Origin of the sequence: Caballeronia sp. SL2Y3, assembly GCF_022879575.1 — a bacterium.
In the GTDB taxonomy this organism is placed as follows: Bacteria; Pseudomonadota; Gammaproteobacteria; order Burkholderiales; family Burkholderiaceae; genus Caballeronia.
In genome coordinates this window covers 342,423-368,123 of the sequence record NZ_CP084260.1, presented here as the reverse complement: position 1 = coordinate 368,123, position 25,701 = coordinate 342,423, and the positions used below count along the sequence as shown (strand labels likewise).

Annotated in this window: 24 protein-coding genes; 14 read left to right on the top strand and 10 right to left on the bottom strand. The window is 64.5% G+C overall.

The window, feature by feature from the left end:
• The first annotated feature begins 80 nt into the window (after window positions 1-80).
• The 5 genes from LDZ26_RS01795 (at window position 81) to proC (ending at window position 5,687) form a co-directional block, all read left to right on the top strand.
• Window positions 81-1,646, top strand: a complete 1,566-nt coding sequence (locus LDZ26_RS01795) for an FAD-linked oxidase C-terminal domain-containing protein (RefSeq protein WP_244847912.1) — start codon at window positions 81-83, stop codon at window positions 1,644-1,646.
• A 139-nt stretch (window positions 1,647-1,785) separates the two neighbouring features.
• On the top strand, window positions 1,786-2,874 hold the full coding sequence (gene glcE, locus LDZ26_RS01790; RefSeq protein ID WP_175939488.1) for a glycolate oxidase subunit GlcE: 1,089 nt from the start codon (window positions 1,786-1,788) through the stop codon (window positions 2,872-2,874).
• A 19-nt stretch (window positions 2,875-2,893) separates the two neighbouring features.
• A complete protein-coding gene (gene glcF, locus LDZ26_RS01785; protein WP_244847911.1) occupies window positions 2,894-4,120 on the top strand; it encodes a glycolate oxidase subunit GlcF in 1,227 nt (408 codons plus the stop codon).
• Between the two features lie 45 nt (window positions 4,121-4,165).
• Entirely contained in the window at window positions 4,166-4,861 is a 696-nt protein-coding gene (locus tag LDZ26_RS01780) for a YggS family pyridoxal phosphate-dependent enzyme (RefSeq protein ID WP_244847910.1), read from the top strand.
• A 13-nt stretch (window positions 4,862-4,874) separates the two neighbouring features.
• Entirely contained in the window at window positions 4,875-5,687 is an 813-nt protein-coding gene (gene proC, locus LDZ26_RS01775) for a pyrroline-5-carboxylate reductase (RefSeq protein ID WP_244847909.1), read from the top strand.
• A 191-nt stretch (window positions 5,688-5,878) separates the two neighbouring features.
• Here proC and ubiA read toward each other — a convergent pair whose 3' ends face one another.
• The 7 genes from ubiA to recG form a co-directional block, all read right to left on the bottom strand.
• Window positions 5,879-6,739 (bottom strand): 4-hydroxybenzoate octaprenyltransferase, encoded by an 861-nt coding sequence (ubiA, locus tag LDZ26_RS01770; protein WP_244847908.1) that lies wholly within the window; start codon window positions 6,737-6,739, stop codon window positions 5,879-5,881.
• Window positions 6,740-6,855: 116 nt separating this feature from the next.
• A complete protein-coding gene (locus tag LDZ26_RS01765; RefSeq protein WP_175939482.1) occupies window positions 6,856-7,344 on the bottom strand; it encodes a Dps family protein in 489 nt (162 codons plus the stop codon).
• A 171-nt stretch (window positions 7,345-7,515) separates the two neighbouring features.
• The gene (locus LDZ26_RS01760) at window positions 7,516-7,680 is read right to left on the bottom strand and encodes a hypothetical protein (RefSeq protein WP_244847907.1); all 165 of its coding nucleotides are present in this window, start codon (window positions 7,678-7,680) and stop codon (window positions 7,516-7,518) included.
• A gap of 53 nt (window positions 7,681-7,733) precedes the next feature.
• Window positions 7,734-9,224 carry a catalase gene (locus tag LDZ26_RS01755; protein ID WP_244847906.1) on the bottom strand — a complete coding sequence of 497 codons (1,491 nt, stop codon included), beginning with the start codon at window positions 9,222-9,224 and terminating at the stop codon, window positions 7,734-7,736.
• 296 nt (window positions 9,225-9,520) lie between these two features.
• Window positions 9,521-9,892 (bottom strand): DUF805 domain-containing protein, encoded by a 372-nt coding sequence (locus tag LDZ26_RS01750; protein ID WP_244847905.1) that lies wholly within the window; start codon window positions 9,890-9,892, stop codon window positions 9,521-9,523.
• A gap of 198 nt (window positions 9,893-10,090) precedes the next feature.
• A complete protein-coding gene (locus LDZ26_RS01745; protein ID WP_175939478.1) occupies window positions 10,091-11,050 on the bottom strand; it encodes a hydrogen peroxide-inducible genes activator in 960 nt (319 codons plus the stop codon).
• A gap of 149 nt (window positions 11,051-11,199) precedes the next feature.
• Complete coding sequence (gene recG / locus LDZ26_RS01740; RefSeq protein WP_244847904.1) at window positions 11,200-13,398, bottom strand: ATP-dependent DNA helicase RecG; 2,199 nt, start codon at window positions 13,396-13,398, stop codon at window positions 11,200-11,202.
• A 79-nt stretch (window positions 13,399-13,477) separates the two neighbouring features.
• On the opposite strand from recG, the gene queA reads away from it, so the two are divergent.
• The 5 genes from queA to secF all read left to right on the top strand — a co-directional run bounded on the left by queA (window position 13,478) and on the right by secF (window position 19,449).
• Entirely contained in the window at window positions 13,478-14,521 is a 1,044-nt protein-coding gene (gene queA, locus LDZ26_RS01735) for a tRNA preQ1(34) S-adenosylmethionine ribosyltransferase-isomerase QueA (RefSeq protein WP_244847903.1), read from the top strand.
• A 49-nt stretch (window positions 14,522-14,570) separates the two neighbouring features.
• Window positions 14,571-15,731, top strand: coding sequence for a tRNA guanosine(34) transglycosylase Tgt (gene tgt / locus LDZ26_RS01730; RefSeq protein ID WP_244847902.1), 1,161 nt, complete (start codon window positions 14,571-14,573; stop codon window positions 15,729-15,731).
• A 206-nt stretch (window positions 15,732-15,937) separates the two neighbouring features.
• Window positions 15,938-16,267 (top strand): preprotein translocase subunit YajC, encoded by a 330-nt coding sequence (gene yajC / locus LDZ26_RS01725; RefSeq protein ID WP_159835259.1) that lies wholly within the window; start codon window positions 15,938-15,940, stop codon window positions 16,265-16,267.
• Between the two features lie 131 nt (window positions 16,268-16,398).
• Entirely contained in the window at window positions 16,399-18,480 is a 2,082-nt protein-coding gene (gene secD / locus LDZ26_RS01720) for a protein translocase subunit SecD (RefSeq protein WP_244847901.1), read from the top strand.
• Between the two features lie 18 nt (window positions 18,481-18,498).
• Window positions 18,499-19,449 (top strand): protein translocase subunit SecF, encoded by a 951-nt coding sequence (secF, locus tag LDZ26_RS01715; RefSeq protein ID WP_244847900.1) that lies wholly within the window; start codon window positions 18,499-18,501, stop codon window positions 19,447-19,449.
• A gap of 80 nt (window positions 19,450-19,529) precedes the next feature.
• On the opposite strand, the gene LDZ26_RS01710 is transcribed toward secF, so the two are convergent.
• From LDZ26_RS01710 to LDZ26_RS01700, 3 genes are all read right to left on the bottom strand, one after another.
• On the bottom strand, window positions 19,530-20,093 hold the full coding sequence (locus tag LDZ26_RS01710; protein ID WP_370650657.1) for a YceI family protein: 564 nt from the start codon (window positions 20,091-20,093) through the stop codon (window positions 19,530-19,532).
• Window positions 20,094-20,166: 73 nt separating this feature from the next.
• Window positions 20,167-20,730 (bottom strand): YceI family protein, encoded by a 564-nt coding sequence (locus LDZ26_RS01705; RefSeq protein ID WP_244847898.1) that lies wholly within the window; start codon window positions 20,728-20,730, stop codon window positions 20,167-20,169.
• Window positions 20,731-20,860: 130 nt separating this feature from the next.
• Window positions 20,861-21,430, bottom strand: coding sequence for a cytochrome b (locus tag LDZ26_RS01700; protein WP_244847897.1), 570 nt, complete (start codon window positions 21,428-21,430; stop codon window positions 20,861-20,863).
• Between the two features lie 411 nt (window positions 21,431-21,841).
• Between LDZ26_RS01700 and LDZ26_RS01695 the strand changes: the two genes are divergently transcribed.
• Genes LDZ26_RS01695 through LDZ26_RS01680 form a run of 4 tightly spaced genes read left to right on the top strand, consistent with a single transcriptional unit; the run spans window position 21,842 to window position 25,542 of the window.
• The gene (locus LDZ26_RS01695) at window positions 21,842-22,501 is read left to right on the top strand and encodes a paraquat-inducible protein A (protein WP_244847896.1); all 660 of its coding nucleotides are present in this window, start codon (window positions 21,842-21,844) and stop codon (window positions 22,499-22,501) included.
• A complete protein-coding gene (locus tag LDZ26_RS01690) occupies window positions 22,498-23,187 on the top strand; it encodes a paraquat-inducible protein A (protein ID WP_244847895.1) in 690 nt (229 codons plus the stop codon). The genes LDZ26_RS01695 and LDZ26_RS01690 overlap by 4 nt, the downstream gene beginning before the upstream one ends.
• Window positions 23,180-24,841, top strand: coding sequence for an intermembrane transport protein PqiB (locus LDZ26_RS01685; protein WP_244847894.1), 1,662 nt, complete (start codon window positions 23,180-23,182; stop codon window positions 24,839-24,841). Before LDZ26_RS01690 ends, LDZ26_RS01685 begins: the two co-directional genes overlap by 8 nt.
• Window positions 24,838-25,542 carry a membrane integrity-associated transporter subunit PqiC gene (locus LDZ26_RS01680; RefSeq protein ID WP_244847893.1) on the top strand — a complete coding sequence of 235 codons (705 nt, stop codon included), beginning with the start codon at window positions 24,838-24,840 and terminating at the stop codon, window positions 25,540-25,542. The genes LDZ26_RS01685 and LDZ26_RS01680 overlap by 4 nt, the downstream gene beginning before the upstream one ends.
• The last annotated feature ends 159 nt before the right edge of the window (window positions 25,543-25,701 follow it).

Genomic DNA, 25,701 nt, shown 5'->3' with positions numbered 1-25,701 from the left:
CGAGCGCGCAACATGGGGTGTCGCCGCGTCAGAGACTTTTATCGAATACGCGCCGCCACGTGCAGGCGCCGGGAGGAGACATGAACGCACCCGACGAACTCAAGCCCGAGTTCTCCGACGCCGCCGCGCCGGAATTCTCGCCGAATCTTCCGCACGAAGACGCACCCGCGCTCACGGAAGAACAACTGGCCGAGCGTCAGCGCGAAGTCGTGCAGGCGCTCATGGCCGTGCTGCCCACGCACTGCCTGCTGTTTCGCGACGAGGACACGTCCGTCTACGAATGCGACGGTCTCGCCGCCTACCGGCGTCTGCCGCTCGCGGTCGTGCTGCCCGAGACTGAAGCGCAGGTGCAGCGCGTCGTGCAGATCTGCGCGCGGCTCGGCGTGCCGATCGTGCCGCGCGGCGCGGGCACCGGGCTCTCCGGCGGGGCGATGCCGATTCGACACGGCATCGTGCTGTCGCTCGCGCGCTTTCGCCGGATCATCGAAGTGGATTCGTACGCGCGCACGGCCACCGTGCAGCCCGGCGTGCGCAATCTCGCCATCTCGGAAGCCGCCGCGCCCTACGGGCTGTACTACGCGCCGGACCCGTCGTCGCAGATTGCCTGCACCATCGGCGGCAACGTCTCCGAAAATTCGGGCGGCGTGCACTGCCTGAAATACGGCCTCACCGTGCATAACGTGCTGCGCGTGCGCGCGGTGACGATGGAAGGCGATATCGTGGAATTCGGCTCGCTCGCGCCGGATGCGCCGGGGCTCGATCTGCTCGCGGTGCTGATCGGCAGCGAGGGCATGTTCGCCGTCGTCACCGAAGTCACCGTCAAGCTGATTCCGAAGCCGCAGACCGCGCAAGTCATCATGGCGAGCTTCGACGACGTGGTGAAAGGCGGCAACGCGGTCGCGGCGATCATCGCGGCGGGCATCATCCCGGCCGGCCTCGAAATGATGGACAAGCCCGCGACGCGCGCCGTCGAGGAGTTCGTCAACGCCGGCTACGATCTCGACGCGGCCGCCATTCTGCTGTGCGAATCCGACGGCACCTACGACGAAGTCGCCGAGGAAATGGTGCGCATGACCGCCGTGCTGCGCGAGCACGGCGCGACGCGCATCCAGATATCGCGTTCGGAAGCCGAGCGGCTCAAGTTCTGGTCCGGCCGCAAGAACGCGTTTCCCGCCGCGGGTCGCATTTCGCCCGACTATTACTGCATGGACGGTACGGTTCCGCGCCGCGCCATCGGGCCGCTGCTCGCGCGCATCGAGGAGATGGAGAAGAAGTACGCGCTTCGCTGCATCAACGTGTTCCATGCGGGCGACGGCAACATGCATCCGCTGATTCTCTTCAACGGCAACGATCTCGACGAATGGCATCGCGCGGAAGCGTTCGGTTCCGACATTCTCGAAACCTGCGTGGAACTGGGCGGCACGGTGACGGGCGAACATGGCGTGGGCATCGAGAAGATCAATTCGATGTGCGTGCAGTTTTCGCCGGAAGAGCGCGACGCGTTTCACGCGGTCAAACGCGCGTTCGATCCGCTGCGCCTGCTCAATCCGGACAAGGCCATTCCCACGCGCGCGCGCTGCGCCGAGTACGGCAAGATGCACATTCGCGGCGGCCTCCTGCCGCATCCCGAACTGCCGCGCTTCTGACCGGCCGCCGCGCTCGCCGCGCTCGCCGGGCGTTCCGCTATCCACGTTTGTCCGGGTACGGCTGCGTTAAGCGGCCGGTACAATCGACCGGACAGGCGCAGCAAGCCAAACGAAAAGCCGATTACAAGAGCGGGACACCATGGAACAGGACGACATCGTCGCCGCCTGGTCGGAGCGGATCGCCCGGGCCAGCGAGACCGGCGCGCCGCTGCGCATTCGCGGCGGCGGCACGAAAGACTGGTACGGCCAGACGCTCCAGGGAGAAATACTCGACACGCGCGCCTATCGCGGGATCATTTCGTACGATCCGGCGGAACTGGTCATCACCGCGAAAAGCGGAACGCCGCTTGCTGAAATCGAGGCTGCGTTAAGAGAACATGGTCAGATGCTGCCCTTCGAGCCTCCTCACTTCGGCCGCAATGCAACGCTCGGCGGCTGCATCGCAGCGGGCCTTGCCGGTCCGCGCCGCGCGTGGACCGGCGCGGCGCGCGACTTCGTGCTCGGCGCGGCCGTGATGAACGGGCGCGGGCAAGTGCTGCGCTTCGGCGGGCAAGTGGTGAAGAACGTCGCGGGCTACGACGTCGCGCGGCTGCTCGCGGGATCGCTCGGCACCCTCGGACTGATTCTCGAACTCTCGGTGAAGGTGCTGCCGCGACCCGTCGCCGAAGCCACGCTCAAATTCGACATGCACGCCACCGACGGCGTGCGCAAGCTCAACGAATGGGGCGGCCATCCTCTGCCGATCAGCGGCAGCGCGTGGCGCGACGGCACGCTCGCGCTGCGTCTCGCGGGCGCGGAAGCGGCCGTGAAGACCGCGCGCAATTCGCTCGGCGGCGAAGTGGTGGATGCGGTCGAAGCCGACCGCTTCTGGGTCGGCCTGCGCGAACAGACGGACCCGTTTTTCGCCGTGATCGAACCGCGCTCGGCGCTGTGGCGGCTCGCGCTGCCGTCGATTGCGGAGCCGCTGCATCTGCCGGGCGCGCAGCTCATGGAATGGGGCGGCGCCCAACGCTGGTGGATCACCGACACCGATCCGCAGACCGTGCGCATCAGCGCGAAGCAGGCCGGCGGCCACGCGACGATCTTTCGCGCGGGCTCCGCCTACGACCGCAACGCGGGCGTGTTCACGCCGCTGCCCGCGCCGCTCATGAAGATTCACCGCGGGTTGAAGGCCGCGTTCGATCCGGCGCGCATCTTCAACCGCGCCCGGCTTTATCCCGATTTTTAGGCGAACCGAGCAACGCGCAATGCAAACCAATCTCGCCGATTTCATCCGCGGCACCGCCGATGGCGACGAAGCCGACGCGATTCTCCGCAAGTGCGTCCACTGCGGCTTCTGCACGGCGACTTGCCCGACGTATCAACTGCTCGGCGACGAACTCGACGGACCGCGCGGGCGCATCTATCTGATGAAGCAGATGTTCGAGGGCGCGCCCCCCACGCGCAGCACGCAGACGCATCTGGACCGGTGCCTCACGTGCCGCAACTGCGAGACCACGTGTCCGTCGGGCGTGCAGTACGGCAAGCTCGTCGAGATCGGGCGCAAGGTCGTCGAGCAGAAAGTCGAGCGGCCGATGCGTCAGCGCATCCAGCGCCGCTTTCTCGCGAGCTTTCTGCCGAACAGCACGCTCTTCACGCCCGCGATGAAGCTCGGGCAGCAAGTGCGCGGCGTGCTTCCGCGCACCCTGCGCTCGAAGATTCCGGTGCCCGAAAGGCCGCTCGCGCCGCCCACGCGCAAGCACGCGCGCAAGATGCTGATGCTCGCCGGCTGCGTGCAGCCCGCGATGATGCCGAACGTCAACACGGCGACGGCGCGCGTGTTCGATGCGCTCGGCATCGAGATCGTGACCGCGCCGAGTGCCGGCTGCTGCGGCGCGATTCGTCTGCATCTCGGCTACAACGACGACGCGCTCGACGACGTGCGCAACAACATCGACGCGTGGTGGCCGTATGTCGAAAGCGGCGTCGAGGCGATCGTGATGAACGCGTCGGGCTGCGGCGCGACGGTCAAGGAGTATGCGCACCTGCTGCGCAACGATCCGGCGTATGCGGACAGGGCGCGGCGCATTGTCGATCTGACGCGCGATCTCGCCGAGATTCTGCCGGCGTTCGAAGAAGAACTCGTCGGGCTGGCGCGACGGCGCGCCGTGCATACGGTGGCGTTTCATCCGCCGTGCACGTTGCAGCACGGGCAGCAGATTCGCGGGCGCGTCGAGCATCTTCTGACGGCGCTCGGTCTCGAAGTGCGCCTGCCCGCGGACGCGCACATCTGCTGCGGATCGGCCGGAACGTATTCGGTGCTGCAACCGAAGATGGCTTACGCGCTGCGCAACCAGAAGCTCGACCGGCTGGAAAAGACCGAGCCGCAGATGATCGTGTCGGCGAACGTCGGCTGCATCTCGCATCTGCAAAGCGGCACATCCACGCCGGTGACGCACTGGATTCAGCTTCTGGAGCATCTGCTGTACGGCTAGGCGGATTCGTATAATGGCCCGATCCGCCATGAATGTCGCTCGCGCATGTCCATCGCTCAACATCTGGAAGAAGTCCGTCAACGGATCGCGCAGGCCGCCGAACGCGCGTCGCGCGATCCGGCGTCCGTCAAGCTGCTCGCCGTATCCAAGACCTTCCCCGCCGACGACGTGCGCGCCGCGTTCGATGCTGGCCAGCGCGCGTTCGGCGAGAACTACGTGCAGGAAGGCATCGCGAAGATCGCCGCCCTCGCCGACTTGCGCAGCCACATCGAATGGCATTTCATCGGGCCGCTGCAATCGAACAAGACGAAGCTCGTCGCGGAGCAGTTCGACTGGGTGCATTCCGTCGACCGCCTGAAGATCGCGGAACGCCTTTCCGCGCAGCGTCCCGAAGGCGCGACGCCGCTCAATGTATGCGTGCAGGTGAACGTGAGCGGCGAGGCATCGAAAAGCGGCGTAGAGCCGCACGACGCCGCGGCGCTCGCGCATGCGGTGGCCAAGCTGCCCGGCCTGCGTCTGCGCGGGCTGATGTCGATTCCCGAGCCCGCCGACACGCTCGACGCCCAGCGCGCCCCGCACGCGCGCCTGCGCGATCTGATGGATGCGCTGCGCGCCGACGGCCTCGAACTCGACACGCTCTCGATGGGCATGTCCGCCGATCTCGAAGCCGCCGTGCTCGAAGGCGCGACCATCGTGCGCATCGGCACCGCGATCTTCGGCAAGCGCACTTATAACCACTGACTCATCACTCATCATGAAAATCGCATTCATCGGCGGCGGCAACATGGCCGCGGCGCTCATCGGCGGTCTCATCAAGCGCGGCGTCGCGCCTGCGGATATCTACGCCATCGACATCAACGACGAAGCCCGCTCGCGCACCGCGAAGCAATTCGGCATAAAGACGGGCGCGGCCATCGACGCGACACTCGCCGACTACGACGCCATCCTGCTCGCGGTGAAGCCGCAGGTGCTCAAAGGCGTCGCCGAGGCGCTCGCGCCGCATCTGGCGCGGCAGACGGTCATCAGCATCGCGGCGGGCATCCGCGCGGCGGACCTCTCTCGGTGGCTCGGCGGCTACGCGAACGTGGTGCGCACCATGCCGAACACGCCCGCGCTCATCGGCATGGGCGTGACCGGGCTCGCCGCATTGCCGGGCGTGAGCGACGAGGCGAAGGCGCTTGCATCGCACGTATTGGAAGCGGTCGGCGCGACCGTCTGGTTCGACGACGAAGCGAAGATCGACGCCGTCACCGCCATCTCGGGCAGCGGTCCGGCGTACGTGTTCTATTTCATCGAAGCGATGCAGGAAGCGGCGCGCGCCCTCGGCATGGACGAAGAGCAAGGCCGCGCGCTCGCGGTCGCGACGTTCACGGGCGCGGCGCAGCTCGCGGCGCAGTCGAGCGAACCGGCGAGCGTGCTGCGCGAGCGCGTGACATCGAAGGGCGGCACGACGGCGGCCGCGCTCGCAGCCTTCGATGCGCACGGCGTGAAGGACGCGATCGTGCGCGGGGCGCTGGCGGCGGAAGCGCGGGCCAAGGAAATGGGCGATGAATTCGGCGCGGCGTGAGGGTCTTCAACTCCGCATCTGACGTTGCGCGCGCGGGTTGTTCGATGCATAGCTCGCTGCCGCGCCGCGCGATATCTAACGTGCTCGGAAGTTGGCGCGTGCGCAGTGTGGCCCCGCGTCAACCGTTAAGCAATCAAACACGGCATCCGGACTGTCATCCATCGCCGCACCCGCGAAGTGCCCGCGCGATCTCAGCTTCCGATTGCGTATTGAAGCGCGATGCCCGCGAACAACACACCGCCGAGCCAATTGTTGTGCTTGAACGCGGCGAAGCACGCCATGCGCTCGCGATTTCGAATAAGCGTGTAGTGATACCCCGCGCAGCCGGCGGCGCCGAGCCAGCCGAGCCAGTACGGCCAGCCGAAGTGCAGCGTCATGCCGATGCCCGCATACACCGCGAGCGTCGCCGCATAACACAGCATCACGGCGAGCACGTCATACCGGCCGAACGTGAGTGCGGACGTGCGAATGCCGATCTTGATGTCGTCGTCGCGATCGACCATCGCGTATTCGGTGTCGTACGCGACCGACCAGAACACGTTGGCCGCGAGCATGATCCACGCGAGCATCGGCACATGATCCTGCACGGCGGCGAATGCCATCGGAATGCCGAAGCCGAACGCGATGCCCAGATACGCCTGCGGAATCGCGAAGAATCGCTTAGTGAACGGATACGTGCCCGCGACGAACAGCGCGAAAACCGACAGTTCCTTCGTGAGCGCGTTGAGCGGCAGAATAAGCAGAAACGCGACGAGCGACAGCGCCGCCGCGAGCGCCACCGCTTCCCACGCGCGAATCTTGCCCGACGTGATCGGCCGCTCGGCGGTGCGCTTCACGTAGCGGTCGAAGTCGCGGTCCGCGTAATCGTTGATGGCGCAGCCCGCCGAGCGCATCAAAAGCGTGCCGATTGCGAAGATGACGATCAGCATCGGCGATGGCCGGCCATCCGACGCGATCCATAACGCGTTGAGCGTCGGCCACAAGAGCAGCAGGCTGCCGATGGGCTTGTCCAGGCGCACGAGGCGCATATAGAGCGGGAGACGGGCGAGCATGGAAGGCGGCCGGAACGGAAGAGCAGATATTTTAGTCCAGCGCTGCGCGCCGCTCTGAAAAGCAAAAACCCGTGCAGCACATCGCACGGGCTTCCTAAACCGACAAGAAAACCGCTTTACGCGAGCATCGAGCGCAGCATCCACGCGGTCTTTTCGTGCGTCTGCATGCGCTGCGTGAGCAGGTCGGCGGTCGGCTCGTCGTTGGCGGCTTCGGTCGCCGGGAAGATCTCGCGCGCCGTGCGCACCACCGCTTCCTGGCCTTCGACCAATTGGCGAATCATGTCTTCGGCGTCGGGCACGCCTTCGGCTTCCGGAATCGACGAGAGCTTCGCGAAGTCGCGATAGCTGCCCGGCGCGTGCACGCCGAGCGCGCGAATGCGTTCAGCGATCGAATCGACGGCTGTAGCCAGTTCCGTGTATTGCGTCTCGAACATCAGGTGCAGTGTGTTGAACATCGGCCCCGTGACGTTCCAGTGGAAATTGTGCGTCTTCAGGTACAACGTGTAGGTGTCCGCGAGCAGCCGGGACAGCCCGTCGGCGATCCGCTTGCGGTCTTTGTCGTTGATGCCGATGTTGACGGCAGGTGCAATGCCTTTCTTCGCCATGATGACTCCGTGAAAGAGTGATTCGAACGTGGTGCGCCGCGCGTGACGCATTGTTTCGCCGTGCGGCGTTTCGAGCGATCGACAGTGTATCTTAGAAACGCGGCGGTTTCCTTGTGGAGCAAGGCTTCGAAGCCTTATGCCTTATGCCGCATGCCTGCGCTCCAGATGGTCTCAGGCGAACCCGCCCGCGCCATGCAGCGCGCTCACGACGACGAGTCCGTACGCCGCCGCCACGATTCCGAATGCAGCTGCGACGCGCGCACCGCGCGTTGCCCGGCGGCTCGTCGCTTCCAGGCGCTCCACCGCCTGGCCGATGATGTTCAGTGTCTGGGTCATGGTCTTTCTCCTGCTGTCCCGTTCGACCGTTGCCGCCGCGCCTGTCACGCGAGTCACACAGCGGCCGTATCTTCCTCGTCGATGTCCTTGTTCACGTCGAGCCGCTGCCCGATGCGGGCGAGCGCATCGACGACGCCTTGCGCATAAGCCGGATCGGCGCGGCGGAAGTGCTCGATCTGCCGCGCGACGATCTCGTTCGGCACGCCGTGAATGTGCCGCGCGATGTTGCCGAACAGACGCTCGCGCTGCGCGTCGTCGAACAGGCGGAAGAGCGCGCCCGGCTGGCTGTAGTAGTCGTCGTCCTCGCGATGGTCGTAGCGATCCACCGCGCCCGCCGCGAGCGGCGGCTCGTTCACGCTCGCATCCTGAGCGAAGTCGCCGAAGCGATTCGGCTCGTAGTTCACGCGGCCGCCGAGATTGCCGTCGACGCGCATGCCGCCATCGCGATGAAACGGATTCGCCACCGGCGTGCGCGGCGCGTTCACCGGAATCTGATGGTGATTGATGCCGAGGCGATAGCGTTGCGTGTCGCCGTACGAGAAGAGCCGCCCCTGCAACAGCCGGTCCGGCGAAAAGCCGATGCCCGGCACGACGTTCGCCGGCGTGAAGGCCGACTGCTCGACCTCCGCGAAGTAGTTCTGCGCGTTGCGGTTGAGCTCGATCACGCCGACATCGATGAGCGGATAGTCCTTGTGCGGCCACACCTTAGTGATGTCGAACGGATTGAAGCGGTACGTCGCCGCGTCCGCTTCCGGCATGATCTGCACGCGGAAATTCCAGCGCGGGAAGTTGCCACGGTCGATGTTCTCGACCAGATCGCGCTGCGCGCTTTCGCGGTCGGCGGCGATCACGGCGGCCGCTTCGGCATCCGTGAAATTCTCGAGCGGCTGCTGCGACTTGAAGTGGAACTTCACGTAGAAGCGCTCGTTATCCGCGTTGATGAATGAGAAGGTGTGCGAACCGAAGCCGTGCATCTGCCGATAATTCTTCGGGATGCCGCGATCGCTCATCAAAATGGTCACCTGATGCAGCGATTCCGGATGACGCGACCAGAAGTCCCACGCCGCCACGTTGCTGCGCAGGTTGGTGTACGGATCGCGCTTTTGCGTATGGATGAAGTCGGGGAACTTGAGCGGATCGCGAATGAAAAACACCGGCGTGTTATTGCCGACCACGTCCCAGTTGCCCTCTTCGGTGTAGAACTTGATGGAGAAGCCGCGCACGTCGCGCTCGGCGTCGGCCGCGCCGCGCTCGCCGGCTACCGTCGAAAAGCGCATGAAAATGGGCGTTTCCTTGCCGATTTCGTTGAAGAGCTTCGCCTTCGTGTAGCGGGAGATGTCGTGCGTCACGCGCAAGGTACCGAACGCGCCCGAACCCTTCGCATGCACGCGGCGCTCAGGGATGACCTCGCGGTCGAAGTGCGCGAGCTTCTCGATGAGCCAGAAATCCTGCAGCGTCACGGGGCCGCGCGGGCCGGCGGTCTGCGAGTTCTGGTTGTCTCCTACGGGCGCGCCGCTGGCGGTGGTGAGTCGTTGGGTCGTCATCGTGATACTCCGTGGTTTGTGTTGGCTTGGGATGAAGAAGGCGTCACGCGGTGCGGGCGAAGGCGGCAAGAACGTCGAGCGCGACGGCGCGCAGTTCGGACCACGGCGTTGCTGCGGAAGCGGCGCGGGATGCGGCGGGCTGGCGGGAGGTCATCGCTCTGTTCCTCTTGTCTTGTCGGAGCCGGGCGGCTCTCCTGGAACAGAGCTTATCAAAACTATCGGATGGTGCTATTCGATTAATTTTATTTATGCGATAGGTGCGTGCGCCGAGGACGGCGCGAGTGCGCCGTCGAGGATTAAGCGGCGTTAAGCGGATCGGAACCATACCGATTCACGCCCTCCGTGCCGCGCGAACACGTCCAGACGAAGACGAGAATGCCGCCGACGAGCGGCACGAACGCGACGAGGTAAAACCATCCGGACCGGCCGGTGTCGTGCAGTCGTCGAACAGTGACTGCAAGGCTCGGCAGGAAGAGCGCCAGAACGACCACCGTGACAAGCGAAATAACGGGTAGAGAATCTTCGTTCATGCCCATCAGCACCATTGCAACACCCGCGACGATGCCCGCGAAAAGCTGGAAGTACCAATATTCCGAACGGCGAGCACGGCCGTTAAAAATGGCGAATTTCTCGATCAAAGCCACGCGAACTGCTTGGAAAAAGCCCATTCTTATTCTCGTTCCTGTGTTTAAGGCACGACGGACATGCCGCGCCCGGACAGGAATTCTAGGACGAGAGGCATACCGTTTTTATCGTGACAGCGGCAATTGAATAAAAATCACAGAACCGCATAAAAGGCTGGCCACAATAAAAAAACCGCGCCTCTTTCGAGAGCGCGGTTCATCGGATAGGAAAGCCGAAGTCGCTTAATTCACCGCCACCGGCATATCCAGCTTTTTAACGCCCGGCAAATCGCAAGCGGCGATTGCATCGGAGATGGCGTCGATGGCCGGCATCCGCGTGAAACTCTTTCGCCACGCGAGCACCACGCGCCGGTCCGGCACCGGTTCGTCGAACGGAACGTAACTGAGCAGGCCGGAGTCGATGCCCGGCGCGTGCGGCTTCACTTCCATGACCGACATGCGCGGCAGCACCGTGATGCCGACGCCGCTCGCGACCATATGCCGGATCGTTTCCAGCGACGAACCTTCGAACGTCTTCTGAATGCCGTCGGCGTTTTGCGAGAAGCGCATCAGTTCCGGGCAGACGCCGAGCACATGATCGCGGAAGCAATGGCCGCTGCCGAGCAGCAGCATGGTTTCCTGCTTCAGATCGTCCGGGTCGATCTTGCTGCGGTTCTCCCACGCGTGGCCCGACGGCATCGCGACGACGAACGGTTCGTCGTAGAGCGCGCGCACCATCAGCCCGGTTTCGGGAAACGGCAGCGCCATGATGGCGACGTCGATCTCGCCTTGCTTCAGAAGCTCGATCAGCTTGAGCGTGTAATTTTCCTGCAGCATGAGCGGCATCTGCGGGACCGACTTGATCATCTGCTTGACGAGCGTCGGAAGCAGATACGGCCCGATGGTGTAGATGACGCCCAGACGCAGCGGCCCGACGAGCGGATCCTTGCCCTGCTTGGCGATTTCCTTGATCGCGAGCGTCTGTTCGAGCACGCGCTGCGCCTGCGTGACGATCTGCTCGCCGATCGGCGTGACGCTGACCTCGCTCGTGCCGCGCTCGAAGATCTGCACGTTCAGCTCGTCTTCGAGCTTCTTGATTGCCACCGACAGCGTCGGCTGGCTGACGAAGCACGCTTCGGCGGCGCGGCCGAAGTGCCGCTCCCGCGCCACCGCGACGATGTACTTCAATTCAGTGAGCGTCATTGGGGACCAATGGAAGACATGGATTCAATAGGTTTGAGTTATACACCCGCGAATGCCGGTTCGACAACTCGTCGTTGACTCGTCGTTGACCGGCGCGCCGATAACCGCGAATCAAATAGGGACCGACGAAACGCCGGCAAGTTCGCGGCCTATGCCTTCAGATACTGCTCGCGTGCGCCGAGCCAGCGGGCGAGATGCCGTTCGACGGCCTCCGGGAAAGCATCAAGCATCTGTTGGGCCGCTTCGCGCGCAGGCTCGATCAGCCAGCCGTCCTGCTCCAGACTTGCGAAGCGCAGCATCGCCTCGCCCGACTGACGCGCGCCCAGAAATTCGCCGGGACCGCGTATTTCCAGATCGCGCCGCGCGATCTCGAAGCCGTCGGTGGTTTCGCGCATCGTCTGCAAGCGGGCGCGCGCCGTCTGCGAGAGCGGATTCGAATACATCAGCACGCACACGGACGCCGCGCTGCCCCGCCCCACGCGCCCGCGCAACTGATGCAACTGCGCGAGGCCGAAGCGCTCCGCGTGCTCGATCACCATCAGCGACGCGTTCGGGACGTCCACGCCCACTTCGATCACGGTGGTCGCGACGAGCAACTGCACTTCGTTGCGCGAGAAGGCGTCCATGACGGCGGCTTTCTCGGCGGGCGCGAGCCGCCCGTGAACCAGCCCGACGCGCAATTCGGGCAGCGCGGCAACGAGCGTTTCGTACGTCTCGACGGCCGTCTGCAACTGCAAGGTCTCGCTTTCCTCGATCAGCGGACACACCCAGTAGACCTGCCGCCCGGTCAGCGCCGCCTCGCGCACGCGGCCGATGATCTCGTCGCGCCGCCCGTCCGACACGACCTTGGTGAGAATCGGCGTGCGGCCCGGCGGCAGTTCGTCGATGGTGGATACCTCGAGGTCCGCGTAATACGTCATGGCCAGCGTCCGGGGAATGGGCGTGGCGGACATCATCAGTTGATGCGGCTGGAAGTTGCGCGCGCCGTCGGACGCATTTTGGGCCTTCGCCCGCAGCGCGAGCCGCTGCGCGACGCCGAAGCGATGCTGCTCGTCCACGATCACAAGGCCGAGACGCGCGAATTCCACCGTGTCCTGAATGATCGCGTGCGTGCCGATGACGAGTTGCGCCGTGCCGAGCGCCGCCGCCTCGCTCGCGGCGCGCTTTTCCTTTGCCTTCAGACTGCCCGCGAGCCACGCCACCGACACGCCGAGCGGTTCCAGCCAGCCGCGCAGCTTGCGCGCGTGCTGTTCCGCGAGGATTTCGGTCGGCGCCATCAGCGCGGCCTGATAACCGGCGTCGATGGCCTGCGCCGCCGCGAGCGCCGCGACGATGGTCTTGCCGCTGCCGACATCGCCCTGAAGCAGCCGCTGCATCGGATGCGCGAGCGTCAGTTCGCCCGCGATTTCCGCGACGACGCGCTCCTGCGCGCCGGTCAGCCTGAACGGCAGCGCATGCAACAGCCGCGCGACGAGCGAATCGGCATCGCTGGCGGTGCGGCGCGGCATCGCGGGCGCGGCGCGCGTGCGGCGCTCGGCGTGCGCGCGCTTGAGCGACAGCTGCTGCGCGAGCAGTTCCTCGAACTTGATGCGCGTCCACGCCGGATGCGTGCCGTCGATGAGCGCGGTTTCGTCCGAATCCGCGCGCGGATGATGCAGCGTCTTCACCGCGTCGAGCAGGCCCGGCAGATTCAGCGGCGCGAGATGCGCGCGCGCCACCGGGTCCGGCAATAACTCAGGCAACGAGACGCGAGTAAGCGCGTTGTCGATCGCCTTGCGCAGATACGCCTGCGAAATGCCCGCCGTCGACGGATAAACAGGCGTGAGCGCTTGCGGCAGCGGCGTATCGCCATCGACAGGGCGCACCGCCGGATGCACCATCTCCAGCCCGAAGAAGCCGCCTCGCACGTCGCCGCGCACGCGCAGCCGCGTGCCGATGGCCATCTGCTTGACTTGTGAGCCGTAGAAGTTGAGAAAGCGCAGCGTGAGTTCGTCGCCGGCGTCGTCGTGAATCTTGACGAGCAACTGCCTTCGCGGCCGATACGCAATCTCGTTGTCGAACACGATGCCTTCCGTCTGCGCGATGTCGCCGGGAATCAGTTCGGCGATCGGCGTGAGCGAGGTTTCGTCTTCGTAGCGCATCGGCAGATGCAACACGAGGTCGATGTCCGACTTGAGGCCGAGCTTGGCGAGCTTGTCCGCCGTCTTGACGACGGGCTTCGCCTTCTTGGCCGCGTCGTCGCCGGTTTTCGCGCGCTTGGCCGCCGGCGCGGCTGCGAGCGCGGCGCCAGGTTCGGCGCTGGAAAGCGCATCGGCCGGGGATGACAGGCGACGGTCGGACAAGGGCATCTAATCTCTTCGCAAGTACAATGTGAGGTTTGTTCGGCGCTGGTGCCTGTTTTCAGCTTCGTTCGCACGACTTCAAGCCATGTTCACGCTTTCCGATTTCGATTTTAATCTGCCGCCCGAGCTGATCGCGCAGAGCGCGCTCGCCGAGCGCAGCGCGAGCCGCCTGCTCGAAGTGGACAACCGCGCCTTGCCGGCCACGCTCATCGACCGGCGCTTTTCCGAACTGCCCGACCTGATTCAGCCGGGCGACCTGCTCGTCTTCAACGATACCAAAGTCCTGAAGGCGCGGTTCTTCGGCCAGAAGGCCAGTGGCGGACGCGTGGAAGTGCTGATCGAGCGCCTCACCGGTTCGACGACCGCGCTCGCACAGATTCGCGCGAGCAAGAGTCCGACGGCGGGCAGCACGATCAAGCTCGCGGACGCATTCGACGTCACTGTCGGCGAGCGCGTCGAGCCGTTTTACACGCTGCATTTTCCGGCCGATTGCCTGACGCTCATCGAGCAATACGGGCGCTTGCCGCTGCCGCCGTACATCGAGCACGACGCCGACGCCTACGACGAATCGCGCTACCAGACCGTCTACGCCGCGAATCCCGGCGCGGTGGCCGCGCCGACGGCCGGCCTGCATTTCGACGACGCCCTTTTCGCCCGGCTGGATGCGCGCGGCGTCGAACGCGCGACGCTCACGCTGCACGTCGGCGCGGGCACGTTCCAGCCGGTGCGCGTCGACAACATCGCCGAGCACAAGATGCATAGCGAGTGGTACGCGCTGCCGCAGTCGCTCGTGGATCGCATCGCGGCCGTGAAGGCGCGCGGCAATCGCGTGATCGCGGTCGGCACGACGTCGATGCGCGCGCTCGAAGCCGCCGCCCGCGACGCCGCCGAGGCCGGCCGCCCGCTTGCCGCGACCAGCGCGGAAACCGATATCTTCATCACGCCGGGCTACGAATTCCGCATCGTCGACCGGCTGATCACCAACTTCCATTTGCCGAAATCGACGCTGATGATGCTCGTCTCCGCGTTCGCCGGCATGGAGACGATCCGCGAGGCGTACCGTCACGCGATCGAGGCGCGTTACCGCTTTTTCAGCTACGGCGACGCGATGCTGCTCACGCGCGCCTGATTTCTCAACCCGACGCGCCGGACTGTTCTCCGGTAGCACAGGAATCTACATGACCGAGAATCACACCCCGCCGGACAACGGCCTCAAGTTCGAACTGCTGACGACCGACGGCCAGGCGCGCCGCGGCCGCCTGACGCTTAATCACGGCGTGATCGAAACGCCGATCTTCATGCCGGTCGGCACGTACGGCACCGTGAAGGCGATTCAGCCGCGCGAGCTCGAAGAAATTCGCGCGCAGATCATTCTCGGCAACACGTTTCACCTCTGGCTGCGCCCGGGACTGGAGACGATCGGCGCGCACGGCGGCCTGCATCGCTTCATGGGCTGGGACCGGCCGATTCTCACGGATTCCGGCGGCTTCCAGGTGTTCTCGCTAGGCGATCTGCGCAAGATCACCGAAGATGGCGTCACGTTCGCGTCGCCGATCAACGGCGACCGGCTGTTCCTGTCGCCCGAAGTGTCGATGCAGATCCAGAAGGTGCTGAACTCGGACATCGTCATGCAGTTCGACGAATGCACGCCGTATGCGACCAACGGCGTGCCGACCTCGCACCAGGAAGCCGCCGATTCCATGCGCATGTCGATGCGCTGGGCCAAGCGTTCCATCGACGAATTCACGCGGCTCGGCAACCCGAATGCGCTTTTCGGCATCGTGCAGGGCGGCATGTTCGAAGACCTGCGCGACGAATCGCTGGCGGGACTCGCGGACATCGGCTTTCACGGCTTTGCCATCGGCGGGCTGTCGGTCGGGGAGCCCAAGGAAGACATGATGCGCGTCTTGAACCACATCGGACCGAAACTGCCTGCCGACAAGCCGCATTACCTGATGGGCGTCGGCACGCCGGAGGATCTCGTGGCGGGCGTGGCGGCGGGCGTCGACATGTTCGATTGCGTGATGCCCACGCGCAACGCGCGCAACGGCTGGCTTTTCACGCGCTTCGGCGATCTGAAGATCAAGAACGCGACGCACAAGAATTCGATGAAACCGCTCGACGAAAGCTGCGGCTGCTACACCTGCCGCAACTTCACGCGGGCGTATCTGCATCATCTGCATCGCGTGGGCGAAATTCTCGGCGCGCAGTTGAACACCATCCACAACCTGCACTACTACCTGCAATTGATCGGCGAAGTGCGCGAGTCGATCGAAAATCACAGCTTCGAGGCGTTCCGCAAGACGTTCGCGGAAAACCGGGCGCGCGGGGTCGACTAACTTACGCCAGCCGTCGCGCCGCTCGCATTACAATCACCTTTCTAACGCTCGCCCGAACGGCCCGCGCGCGGGCCTAACGGCTTGATGCCAAAGCGCATTCCGGCGTCTTGCCGGCATGGGCGAGTGGTAGAATGTCGGGCTAATTTCCAAGCCGGTTTTTGAATCGCAATTTCGACGTATTTTCGACGTATAACGGAGAGACCAACGTGTCGTTCATTTCGAATGCCTTTGCACAAGGCGCCACCGCGGGCAGCGCGGAATCGAGCCTGATGAGCTTCCTGCCCCTGATCCTGATGTTCGCGGTGCTGTATTTCATCATGATCCGTCCGCAGATGAAGCGTCAGAAGGAGCATCGCAACATGCTGGCCGCCATGGCCAAGGGCGACGAAGTGGTGACCAACGGCGGCATCGTCGGCAAGGTGACGAAGGTGTCGGAAGCGTATGTCGGCGTCGAAATCGCCGAAGGCACGGAAATCACCGTGCAGAAGGCCTCCGTCACGACTATTCTCCCGAAGGGCACCATCAAGTCGCTGTAAGGCCAGATTCTTTCGCGTCCGGCGCGGCCTCGCTCCGAGCCCTCCGAGTCACACGAGTCACTCAAGCGGCTCGTCGCGCATAACGCCGGACGCCCTCTCCCCCGAAGCCAACTTTCTGTTCGGCCATCCCCATGAATCGTTATCCCCTTTGGAAGTATGTCGTGATGCTGGTGGCGCTCGTCATCGGTCTCGTGTACACGCTTCCCAATTTCTTCGGCGAAGCGCCCGCCGTGCAGGTGTCGAGCGGCAAGGCGACCGTCAAGCTGGATTCGTCCACGCTCGCGAATGTGGAAGGCGCGCTCGCCGCGAGCCACATCACGGCGGACGAAGTCACGTTCGACAATTCGCAGACCAACGCGAACATTCGCGTGCGCCTGAAGGACACCGACACGCAGTTGCGCGTGAAGGACCTGCTGACCAAAACGCTCAACAGCGACCCGACCGATCCGCAATACATTGTCGCGCTGAATCTGCAGAGCGCCTCGCCGCGCTGGCTGACGGCCCTGCACGCGCTGCCGATGTACCTCGGTCTCGACTTGCGCGGCGGCGTGCACTTCCTGCTTCAGGTGGACATGGCCGGCGCGCTGAACAAGAAGCTCGATTCGGACGCAGCCGACGCCCGCACTTTTCTGCGCGATCGCAACATTCGCGATGGCGGCGTGAATCGCGTGGGGCAATCGGTCGTCGTGAATTTCTCGGATCAGGCGGTCGCGGACAACGCGCGCAACCTGCTTTCCACGGGCGTCTCCGAGTTGCAATGGACGACGCGCCAGAGCGGCGACGGCGTTCAGGTGGTCGGCACCTTCTCGGCGGGCACGCAGAAGACGGTGGAGGACGGCGCGCTCAAGCAGAACATCACGACGCTGCATAACCGCGTGAACGAGCTCGGCGTCGCCGAGCCGGTGATTCAGCAACAAGGCGCGGACCGCATCGTGGTCGAGCTGCCGGGCGTGCAGGACACGGCGAAGGCGAAGGACATCATCGGCCGCACGGCGACGCTCGAAGCGCGCCTCGCGGACCCGGTCAACACCTACGCCTCGGGCCCGAACGACGCCGTTCCTCCCGGCGACGAAGCGTTCAAGCAAGGCGACCGCACCGTGTTTCTGCGCAAGCAGGTGATCTTCACGGGCGACCGCATCATCGACGCGTCCGCAGGCTTCGACGATCATCAGCGTCCGTCCGTGAACATCCGTCTCGATTCGGCAGGCGGACGCGCGGTGGGCGCGGTCTCGCGCGACAACATCGGCAAGCCGATGGCGATGGTGCTCTTCGAAAAGGGCAAGGGCGAAGTGCTGACGGTCGCGACCATCCAGTCCGAACTGGGCGACCGCTTCCAGATCACCGGTCAGCCGACGCCGCAGGCCGCCACCGACCTCGCGCTGCTCCTGCGCGCCGGCTCGCTCGCGGCGCCGATGGACATCATCGAGGAACGCACCGTCGGCCCGAGCCTCGGCGCGGACAACATCAAGAAGGGCTTCGATTCGGTCACGTACGGTTTCGCCGCGATCGCCGTCTTCATGATCGTGTACTACCTGCTGTTCGGCCTGATCTCCATGCTCTCGCTGTCGGTGAACCTGCTGCTGCTCGTCGCGATTCTCTCGATGCTTCAGGCCACGCTGACGCTGCCGGGCATCGCCGCTATCGCGCTCGCGCTCGGGATGGCGATCGACGCGAACGTGCTGATCAACGAGCGTATCCGCGAAGAACTGCGCAACGGCGCGCCGCCGCAGACCGCGATTCAGGAAGGCTTCAAGCACGCCTGGGCGACCATTCTCGATTCGAACGTCACCACGCTGATCGCCGGTCTCGCGCTGCTCGCGTTCGGCTCGGGTCCGGTGCGCGGCTTCGCGGTCGTGCACTGCATCGGCATTTTGACCTCCATGTTCTCGGCCGTGTTCTTCTCGCGCGGTCTCGTGAACCTGTGGTACGGCGGCAAGAAGAAGCTGAAGTCGCTGGCTATCGGTCAAGTGTGGCGTCCGGAAGGCGCGAGCGCCGAATCCGCCGCTGCGGCGTATCTGGCCGCGCAGCAGGACGACGAAGCGGTCGTCGAAGAAGTCGTTCCGGCCGCCCGCAGCAAGGCCAAGGCGCGCGCCGCAGCGGCCGCGCCGCGCGCAAGCGCTCAGACGGCCCCGCGCACCGGCAAGCCGACCGTGCGCCGCCGCTCGGGCCCCGGCATCGATCAACAGAAACCGGGCCAGTCGGTTAAGCCCTGAGCCCCGGAGAAACGAAACATGGAATTCTTCCGCATTCGCCGCGACTTGCCGCTGATGCAGCGCGCGTTGATCTTCAACGCGATCTCGCTCATCACGTTCCTCGCGGCCGTCTTTTTCCTCGTGCATCGCGGGCTGCATCTGTCGGTCGAGTTCACCGGCGGCACGGTCATCGAAGTGCAGTATCCGCAGGCCGTGCCGCTCGAACCGGTGCGCGCCACCATGGCGAAGCTCGGTTACGGCGACGCGCAAGTGCAGAACTTCGGCACCTCGCGCGACGTGCTGATCCGCCTGCCGCTCAAGCAGGGCCTGACCTCCGCGCAGCAGAGCGATCAGGTGATGAGCGCGCTCAAGTCGAACGACGCGCAAGTCAGCTTGCAGCGCGTGGAGTTCGTCGGGCCGCAGGTCGGCAAGGAGCTCGTGACCAACGGGCTCGCCGCGCTGGCGTGCGTCGTGATCGGCATCGTGATCTACCTGTCGTTCCGCTTCGAATGGAAGTACGCGGTGGCCGGCATCATCGCTAACCTGCACGACGTGGTGATCATTCTCGGCTTCTTCGCCTACTTCCAGTGGGAGTTCTCGCTCTCGGTGCTCGCGGCGATTCTCGCGGTGCTCGGCTATTCGGTGAACGAGTCGGTCGTTATCTTCGACCGGATTCGCGAGACCTTCCGCAAGCAGCGCAAGATGACGGTGATCGAAGTCATCAACCATGCCATTACCAGCACGATGTCGCGGACCATCATCACGCACGGCTGTACCGAAATGATGGTGCTCTCGATGTTCTTCTTCGGCGGTCCGACGCTGCACTACTTCGCGCTCGCGCTGACCGTGGGTATTCTGTTCGGTATCTATTCGTCGGTGTTCGTTGCCGCCGCGCTCGCCATGTGGTTCGGCGTCAAGCGTGAAGATCTGATCAAGGAAAAGAAGGACAAGTACGATCCGAACGACCCGAACGCGGGCGCTCAGGTTTAACGCTTCTTTCCAGCGCAAAAGCAAAAGGGCCGGTCTCGATGACCGGCCCTTTTCGTTTCTCTCGCGCGATGCGCCGAGACTTACTGCTTCACGCCTTCAGCCTGGATATGCAGCACCGTCTTCAGGCTGAAGCCGTACGACTTGCCGTAGTCCACGCCGAAGTCGCCGCGATCGAACGTCCCCGTCGCTTCCGTGCCGCAGACTTCCTTCTTCATCATCGGGTTCACGAAGCACTTGAAGCTTTCGATCTTCAGGTTCAGCGGCTTCGTCACGCCGTGCATCGTAAGCGTGCCGACGACTTCGGACGGCTTGTCGCCGTCGAACTTGATCGACGTGCCCTTGTACACGGCCGTCGGGTACTTGGCGGCGTCGAAGAATTCCGGCTTCTGCAGATGCTCGTCGAGCTTGGCGTTGCCCGTGTTGACCGACGACATGTCGATCGTGACGTCCACCGTGCCGGTCTTCGCGGCGCGGTCGAGCACGACAGTGCCGCTGCTCTTGTTGAACTTGCCGCGCCACGTCGACACGCCGCCGAAGTGGTCTGCCTCGAAGCTCGGATACGTGTGGTTCGGGTCGAGCTGATACGTGTCAGCGGCCATCGCGCTGAAGGACAGGCCGGCTGCGAGCATGCCGGCGGCGATCATCGAAAGCTTGTTCAAGTGCTTCTCCTGACTGAATGAACGTTGAATTTACGTTGTTGAACGAAACGGCCGCCGCTTACTTCTTCGCGGCGACGATATGAAACTTGATGACGACATCGTCCGCGACCACCGACGTGTCCTTCCACTCGCCCGTGCCCACATCGAACTGCGAGCGCTTGATCGGCAAGGAGCCGTCGAAGGTTTCGGTCGCGCCCTGCTGCGTGACGGTGACAGGCACCGTGACCGTCTGCGATTTGCCCTTGATCGTGATCTTGCCCGTGACCTTGTACTGATTGCCGCCCGCCGGCGCAATGGCGCTCGAAACGAACGTGGCGGTCGGATACGTCGCGCTGTCGAACCATTCCTTGCCGCGCACCTGCTTGTTGTAGTCGTCGTCGCCGAGGTCGTAGCTGCCGGTGTCGATGGTGATGTTCGCGCTGCCCGCCGCAGGCTTGGCCGGATCGAACGAAATCTGCGCGTTGAACTTGTTGAACTTGCCGTCGGTGGGCACGTTCATTTGCTTGGACGTGGCGATGACCGAGCTCTTCGCCATATCCACTTGCGCCTGTGCGCCCGCCGCCGTGGCGAGCGATGCCGCGGCCACCGCCGCCAGCATCCAACCATTGAGTTTCATTTTCATGTGTGCCTTTTGTGCCTTTTTAGACGTATCGACGAGCAACCGGTATTGGAAATCAAAAGCATGCGGGAACCAACAATGAGCCGGACATGCCTTGCCAACGGCGAGGAAACAATCGAACGTTGCGCCTCGATCACTTGATGAAGGGCAGCATGCGGCCGAGCAAGCCGTCGCGATCGACGAAATGATGCTTGAGCGCCGCGAGCACATGCATCGCGACCAGCACGAGCAGGCCGTAGTTCAGCGCCACATGGACGATGCGCAGCGTGGCCTTGAGTGCCTTGTCGGGGCCAATGATCGTCGGCAGCGGCAGCACGCCGAGATAGACGACCTGCAAGCCCGCCGCCGAGCTGTACAGATAACCGGATGCGGGAATCACGATCATCAGCACGTAAAGCAAGATATGCGTGACGTGCGCCGCGCCCTGCTGCCAGCGCGGCATGCCGGCCGGCATGGCCGGCGCGCGATGCGTCATGCGCCACACGAGCCGCAGCGCCGCGAGCACGAACACGGTCACGCCAATCCACTTGTGCCACGAAAAGTACTTGAGCTTGGTCGGGGTGAAGCCGGGAATATCGGTCATGATCCAACCGAGATAGAACCCGCCGACGATCAAGAGCGCGATGAGCCAATGAAACGCGATTGCCGTCGCGCCGTATCGCTCGGTCGTAGTGGCTTGTGAGATGCCGACACTGCTTTCCATGATGCTGATGTCCTGAATGTGCGTAATATGCGTCTGGCCGATGCATGCGCCGCCATGCTACCCGAACAGCGGCGAAATGCCATCACACGCGCCGGAACATGCCGCCCAGGCTCCGGGCCAGCACTGGCGCGGCTTTGCGGCCGTTTTGCAGCGATGTACTGCATCCATGCAACGAACTATTCCGCGCATGCAACGGTCGACGCCTGCGGGCGCGGCCAGAAGTGAACGGAACCGTCGGCCGGTTTATTCCGCGCCGGTCCCACTTGCGCTTCCAGCGTGCCGTATCGTCGCGCGTCATCGGTCTTTGATACCATGCTGCTACCGTGCGCGCTGGCCCGGGACTTGCTCTTACTGCCCCGGGCCGATCTTGCGGCGCCCCACGAACACGCATGAGAAGGCCCGGCATCGACTATGAATGTGAACGATTCAGAAGAACTGATCGCATGTCATGAATGCGACGCGCTCTCCAGAAAGCGCGCGCTGCCCGAACATAGCACCGCGAACTGTCCGCGCTGCGGCGCGCGACTCTACCGCGGCATGACATCCAACCTCGACCGCATCTGCGCGACGACGCTCGCCGCGCTCATCACCTTCGTCATCGCGCAGGCGTTTCCCATCGTCGAGCTCGACGCGAACGGCATTACCTCGCAGACGACGCTCATCGGCGCGATCATCGCGCTGTGGGGCGAGCATATGGAATTTGTCGCGGTGCTCGTGTTTTGCGCGACCATCCTGTTTCCGCTTTGCGAACTGACCGCGCTGCTCTACGTGCTGATGCCCGTGCGCGCTGGTTACGTGCCGCCGGGCTTTCACCTCACCTTGCGCGCGATTCAGTTCGTGCGGCCGTGGGGCATGATCGAAGTGTTCATGCTCGGCGTGCTCGTCACGCTCGTGAAGATGCTGAGCGTCGCGCGCGTGATTCCGGAGGCCGCGCTTTTCGCGTTCGGCGCGCTCACGCTGATGGTGGCGGTCGTCGTCAGTTTCGATCCGCGCTCGCTCTGGGATCTCGCGGGTCAGCTTCCCCTGCGCGAGCGTGCAGCCGTCGCGCCGCCCGCGAGGCAGAAATCGTGACCGACGCGCCGCGCAACACCGACTCGCCCGCGCCCGGCGCCGAACCGCCCACGCTTTTCACGACGGCCTCGCGCGAGCGCGTAGTCGGCTGCCACGCCTGCGGCCTCGTGCAGCCGCTCGCGCGCACAGTCGAAAAGCAGCGCTGCACGCGCTGCGGCGCGGCCGTGCACCGGCGCAATCCGGACAGCATTGCGCGCACGTGGGCGCTGCTCATCAGCGCGGCGATCCTCTACATTCCCGCGAACGTCTATCCGATGCTGCACACGTCGTCGATTCTCGGCGCGGAAGACGACACCATCATGAGCGGCGTCGCGTTGTTCTGGAACGATGGCGACTATCCGCTCGCCGTGGTCATTTTCGTGGCGAGCATTCTCGTGCCGATGCTGAAGCTGCTGTCGCTCGCGTTTCTGCTCGTGAGCGTGCAGCGGCGCTCGACGTGGCGTCCGCGTCAGCGCACGACGCTCTATCGCATCGTCGAAGGCATCGGCCGATGGTCGATGCTCGATATCTTCGTCGTCACGCTCACCGTCGCGCTGGTGCGCTTCAAGTCGGTCGCGGTCATTACGGCGGGGCCGGCCGCGCTCGCGTTCGCGTCCGTCGTCGTCCTGACGATGATCGCGTCCATGCAGTTCGACCCGCGTCTGATATGGGACAACATAGAACCGTCAGGAAAGAAATATGACTAGTGCCCAAGGTCCGAATGGGCCGGATACGCCTAAGCCTCCCGAGGAAACGAGCGGCGACGGCCTGCCGCCGAGACTGCCCGAGCCGGTGATCGAGCCGCGCAGCCGCTGGCTGCCGTCGCTCGTGTGGGTCATTCCGATCGTCGCGGCGCTGATCGGCGTGTTTCTGGTCGTGAAGACGGTGTCGAGCCGCGGCCCGACCGTGACCATCAGTTTCGTAAGCGCCGAGGGCCTGGAGCCCGGCAAGACCAAGGTCAAGTTCAAGGACGTGGACATCGGCACGGTCAAGACCATCACGCTGTCGAAGGATCATTCGCGCGTGCTCGTCGATGTGCAGCTCACGAAGGAAGCCACCGATTTCGCCGTGAAGGACACGCGCTTCTGGGTCGTGCGCCCGCGCGTGGCGGCAAGCGGCGTCACCGGCCTTTCCACGCTGCTTTCCGGCGCGTACATCGGCGCGGACGCGGGGAAATCGACCGAGGACCAGACCTACTTCGTCGGTCTGGAGACGCCGCCTGCCGTCACCGGCGACCAGAAAGGACACACGTTCACGCTGCACGGCGAATCGCTCGGCTCGCTGGACATCGGCTCGCCGGTGTACTACCGGCGCGTGCAGGTCGGGCAGGTGACGGCGTTTTCGCTCGATAAAGACGGCACCGGCGTCACCATGCAGGTCTTCGTGAACGCGCCGTACGACCAGTACGTCGGCACGAACTCGCGCTGGTGGCACGCGAGCGGCGTCGATCTGCGGCTGGATTCGAGCGGCTTCACGCTCAACACGCAGTCGCTCGCCACCGTCGTGCTCGGCGGCATCGCGTTTCAGACGCCGCCGAATCAGCAGGCCGGCGCGCAAGCGAAGGAGAACGCAACCTTCCGCCTCGCCTCGGATCAGGCCGACGCGATGCGCGACCCCGATGGCGATCCCGTGCATGTGGTGATGAACTTCAATCAGTCGTTGCGCGGCTTGTCGGTCGGCGCGCCGGTCGATTTCCGCGGCATCGTGCTCGGGCAGGTGACGGGCATCGGCGTGCGATACGACCAGCAGACGCATTCGTTCATGATGCCCGTGACCATCGATCTTTATCCGGACCGGCTCGGCCGCCGCGCGAAAGCCGCGCTGCCCGAACAGGGAACGGAGCAGAGCCACGACATGCTCGAGTTGCTCGTCAAGCGTGGCCTGCGCGGACAGTTGCGCACCGGCAATCTGCTGACGAGCCAGCTTTACGTCGCGCTCGACTTCTTCCCGAAAGCCGCGCCCGCGAAGGTGAACGTCGCGAGCGATCCGATCGAACTGCCGACAGTGCCGAACACGCTCGACGAACTGCAACTGCAGATTGCCGACATCGCGCGCAAGCTGGACAAGATTCCGTTCGACCAGATCGGCACGAATCTCAACGGGTCGCTGAAGAACGCCAATACACTCTTCGACCAGCTCAACAAGGAAGTCATGCCGGAAATGCGCGACACGCTCACGCAGGCGAAGAAAACCTTCGGCGCGGCGCAATCGACGCTGCAGCAGGACTCGCCGCTTCAGTCCGACGTGCATCAGGCGATGCAGGAACTGACGCGGACGCTTCAATCGCTCAATGCGCTGGCGGATTATCTGGAACGTCATCCGGAATCGCTCTTGCGCGGGAAACCGGAGGACAAACCATGAGGTTCGGCGCGTTGTTGTTGACCGTGGGCGCGGCGGGCGCGCTGTGCGCGTGCGCGTCCTCGCCGTCGAGCCGGTTCTATACCCTGGGCGGCGCGGCGCAGACGCCGGCTGCGGTGTCGTCCTCTGCGGCGGCGTTCTATTTCCAGCTCGCGCCGGTGGACATGCCGGAGCAGGTTTCGCGCAATCAGCTGGTCGTGCAGACGAGTCCCGCGCAGGTGAGCGTGCTGGAACAGGAACGCTGGGCCTCGCTGCCCGGCGACGAAGTGCGGCGCGCGCTGTCGAGCGATCTGTCGCAGCAGTTGAATGCGATCGATGTCTACGGCACGCCGTATCCGGAGTCCGCGCCGGTGTATCGCGTGACGGTGAAGGTGCAGCGGTTCGAGTCGTGGCCGGGCTCGCGGGCCGTGCTCGATGCGGTCTGGAGCGTGCGCGCCGCCGGTTCGCAGACGGTCATGACCTGTCGAACGGTCGAGGCCGAGCCTGTCGGCGAAGGCTACGGCGCGCTGGTCGACGGGCATCGCAAAGCGGTGAATGCGCTCGCCACGGCGATTTCGGCAGGCGTGCGAAGTCTCGCTGCGCTGCCGCCCGCTGTGGCGGCGCCATCGTCCGCCAAGGGCAAGGCGGCGGCGGCCAGCGCGCGCCCCGCGCCGGTTTTGCCGTGCCCGGCGTCGGATGGCGCGACGACGGCCAGCGCGCAGTAAGTTCGGCGCGTTGCATGCGCCGAACGCATAGGAACCCGATATTTCCGTCTGCTTCGCACCGTGTTTCGTCTGCTGATGAGCAGCACTGAGCGTCTTGTCGCAACGGCATGTTGTCGCCAGACGACACCGGCCTGCGCCGCATCTCGAAAATGCGGTTGG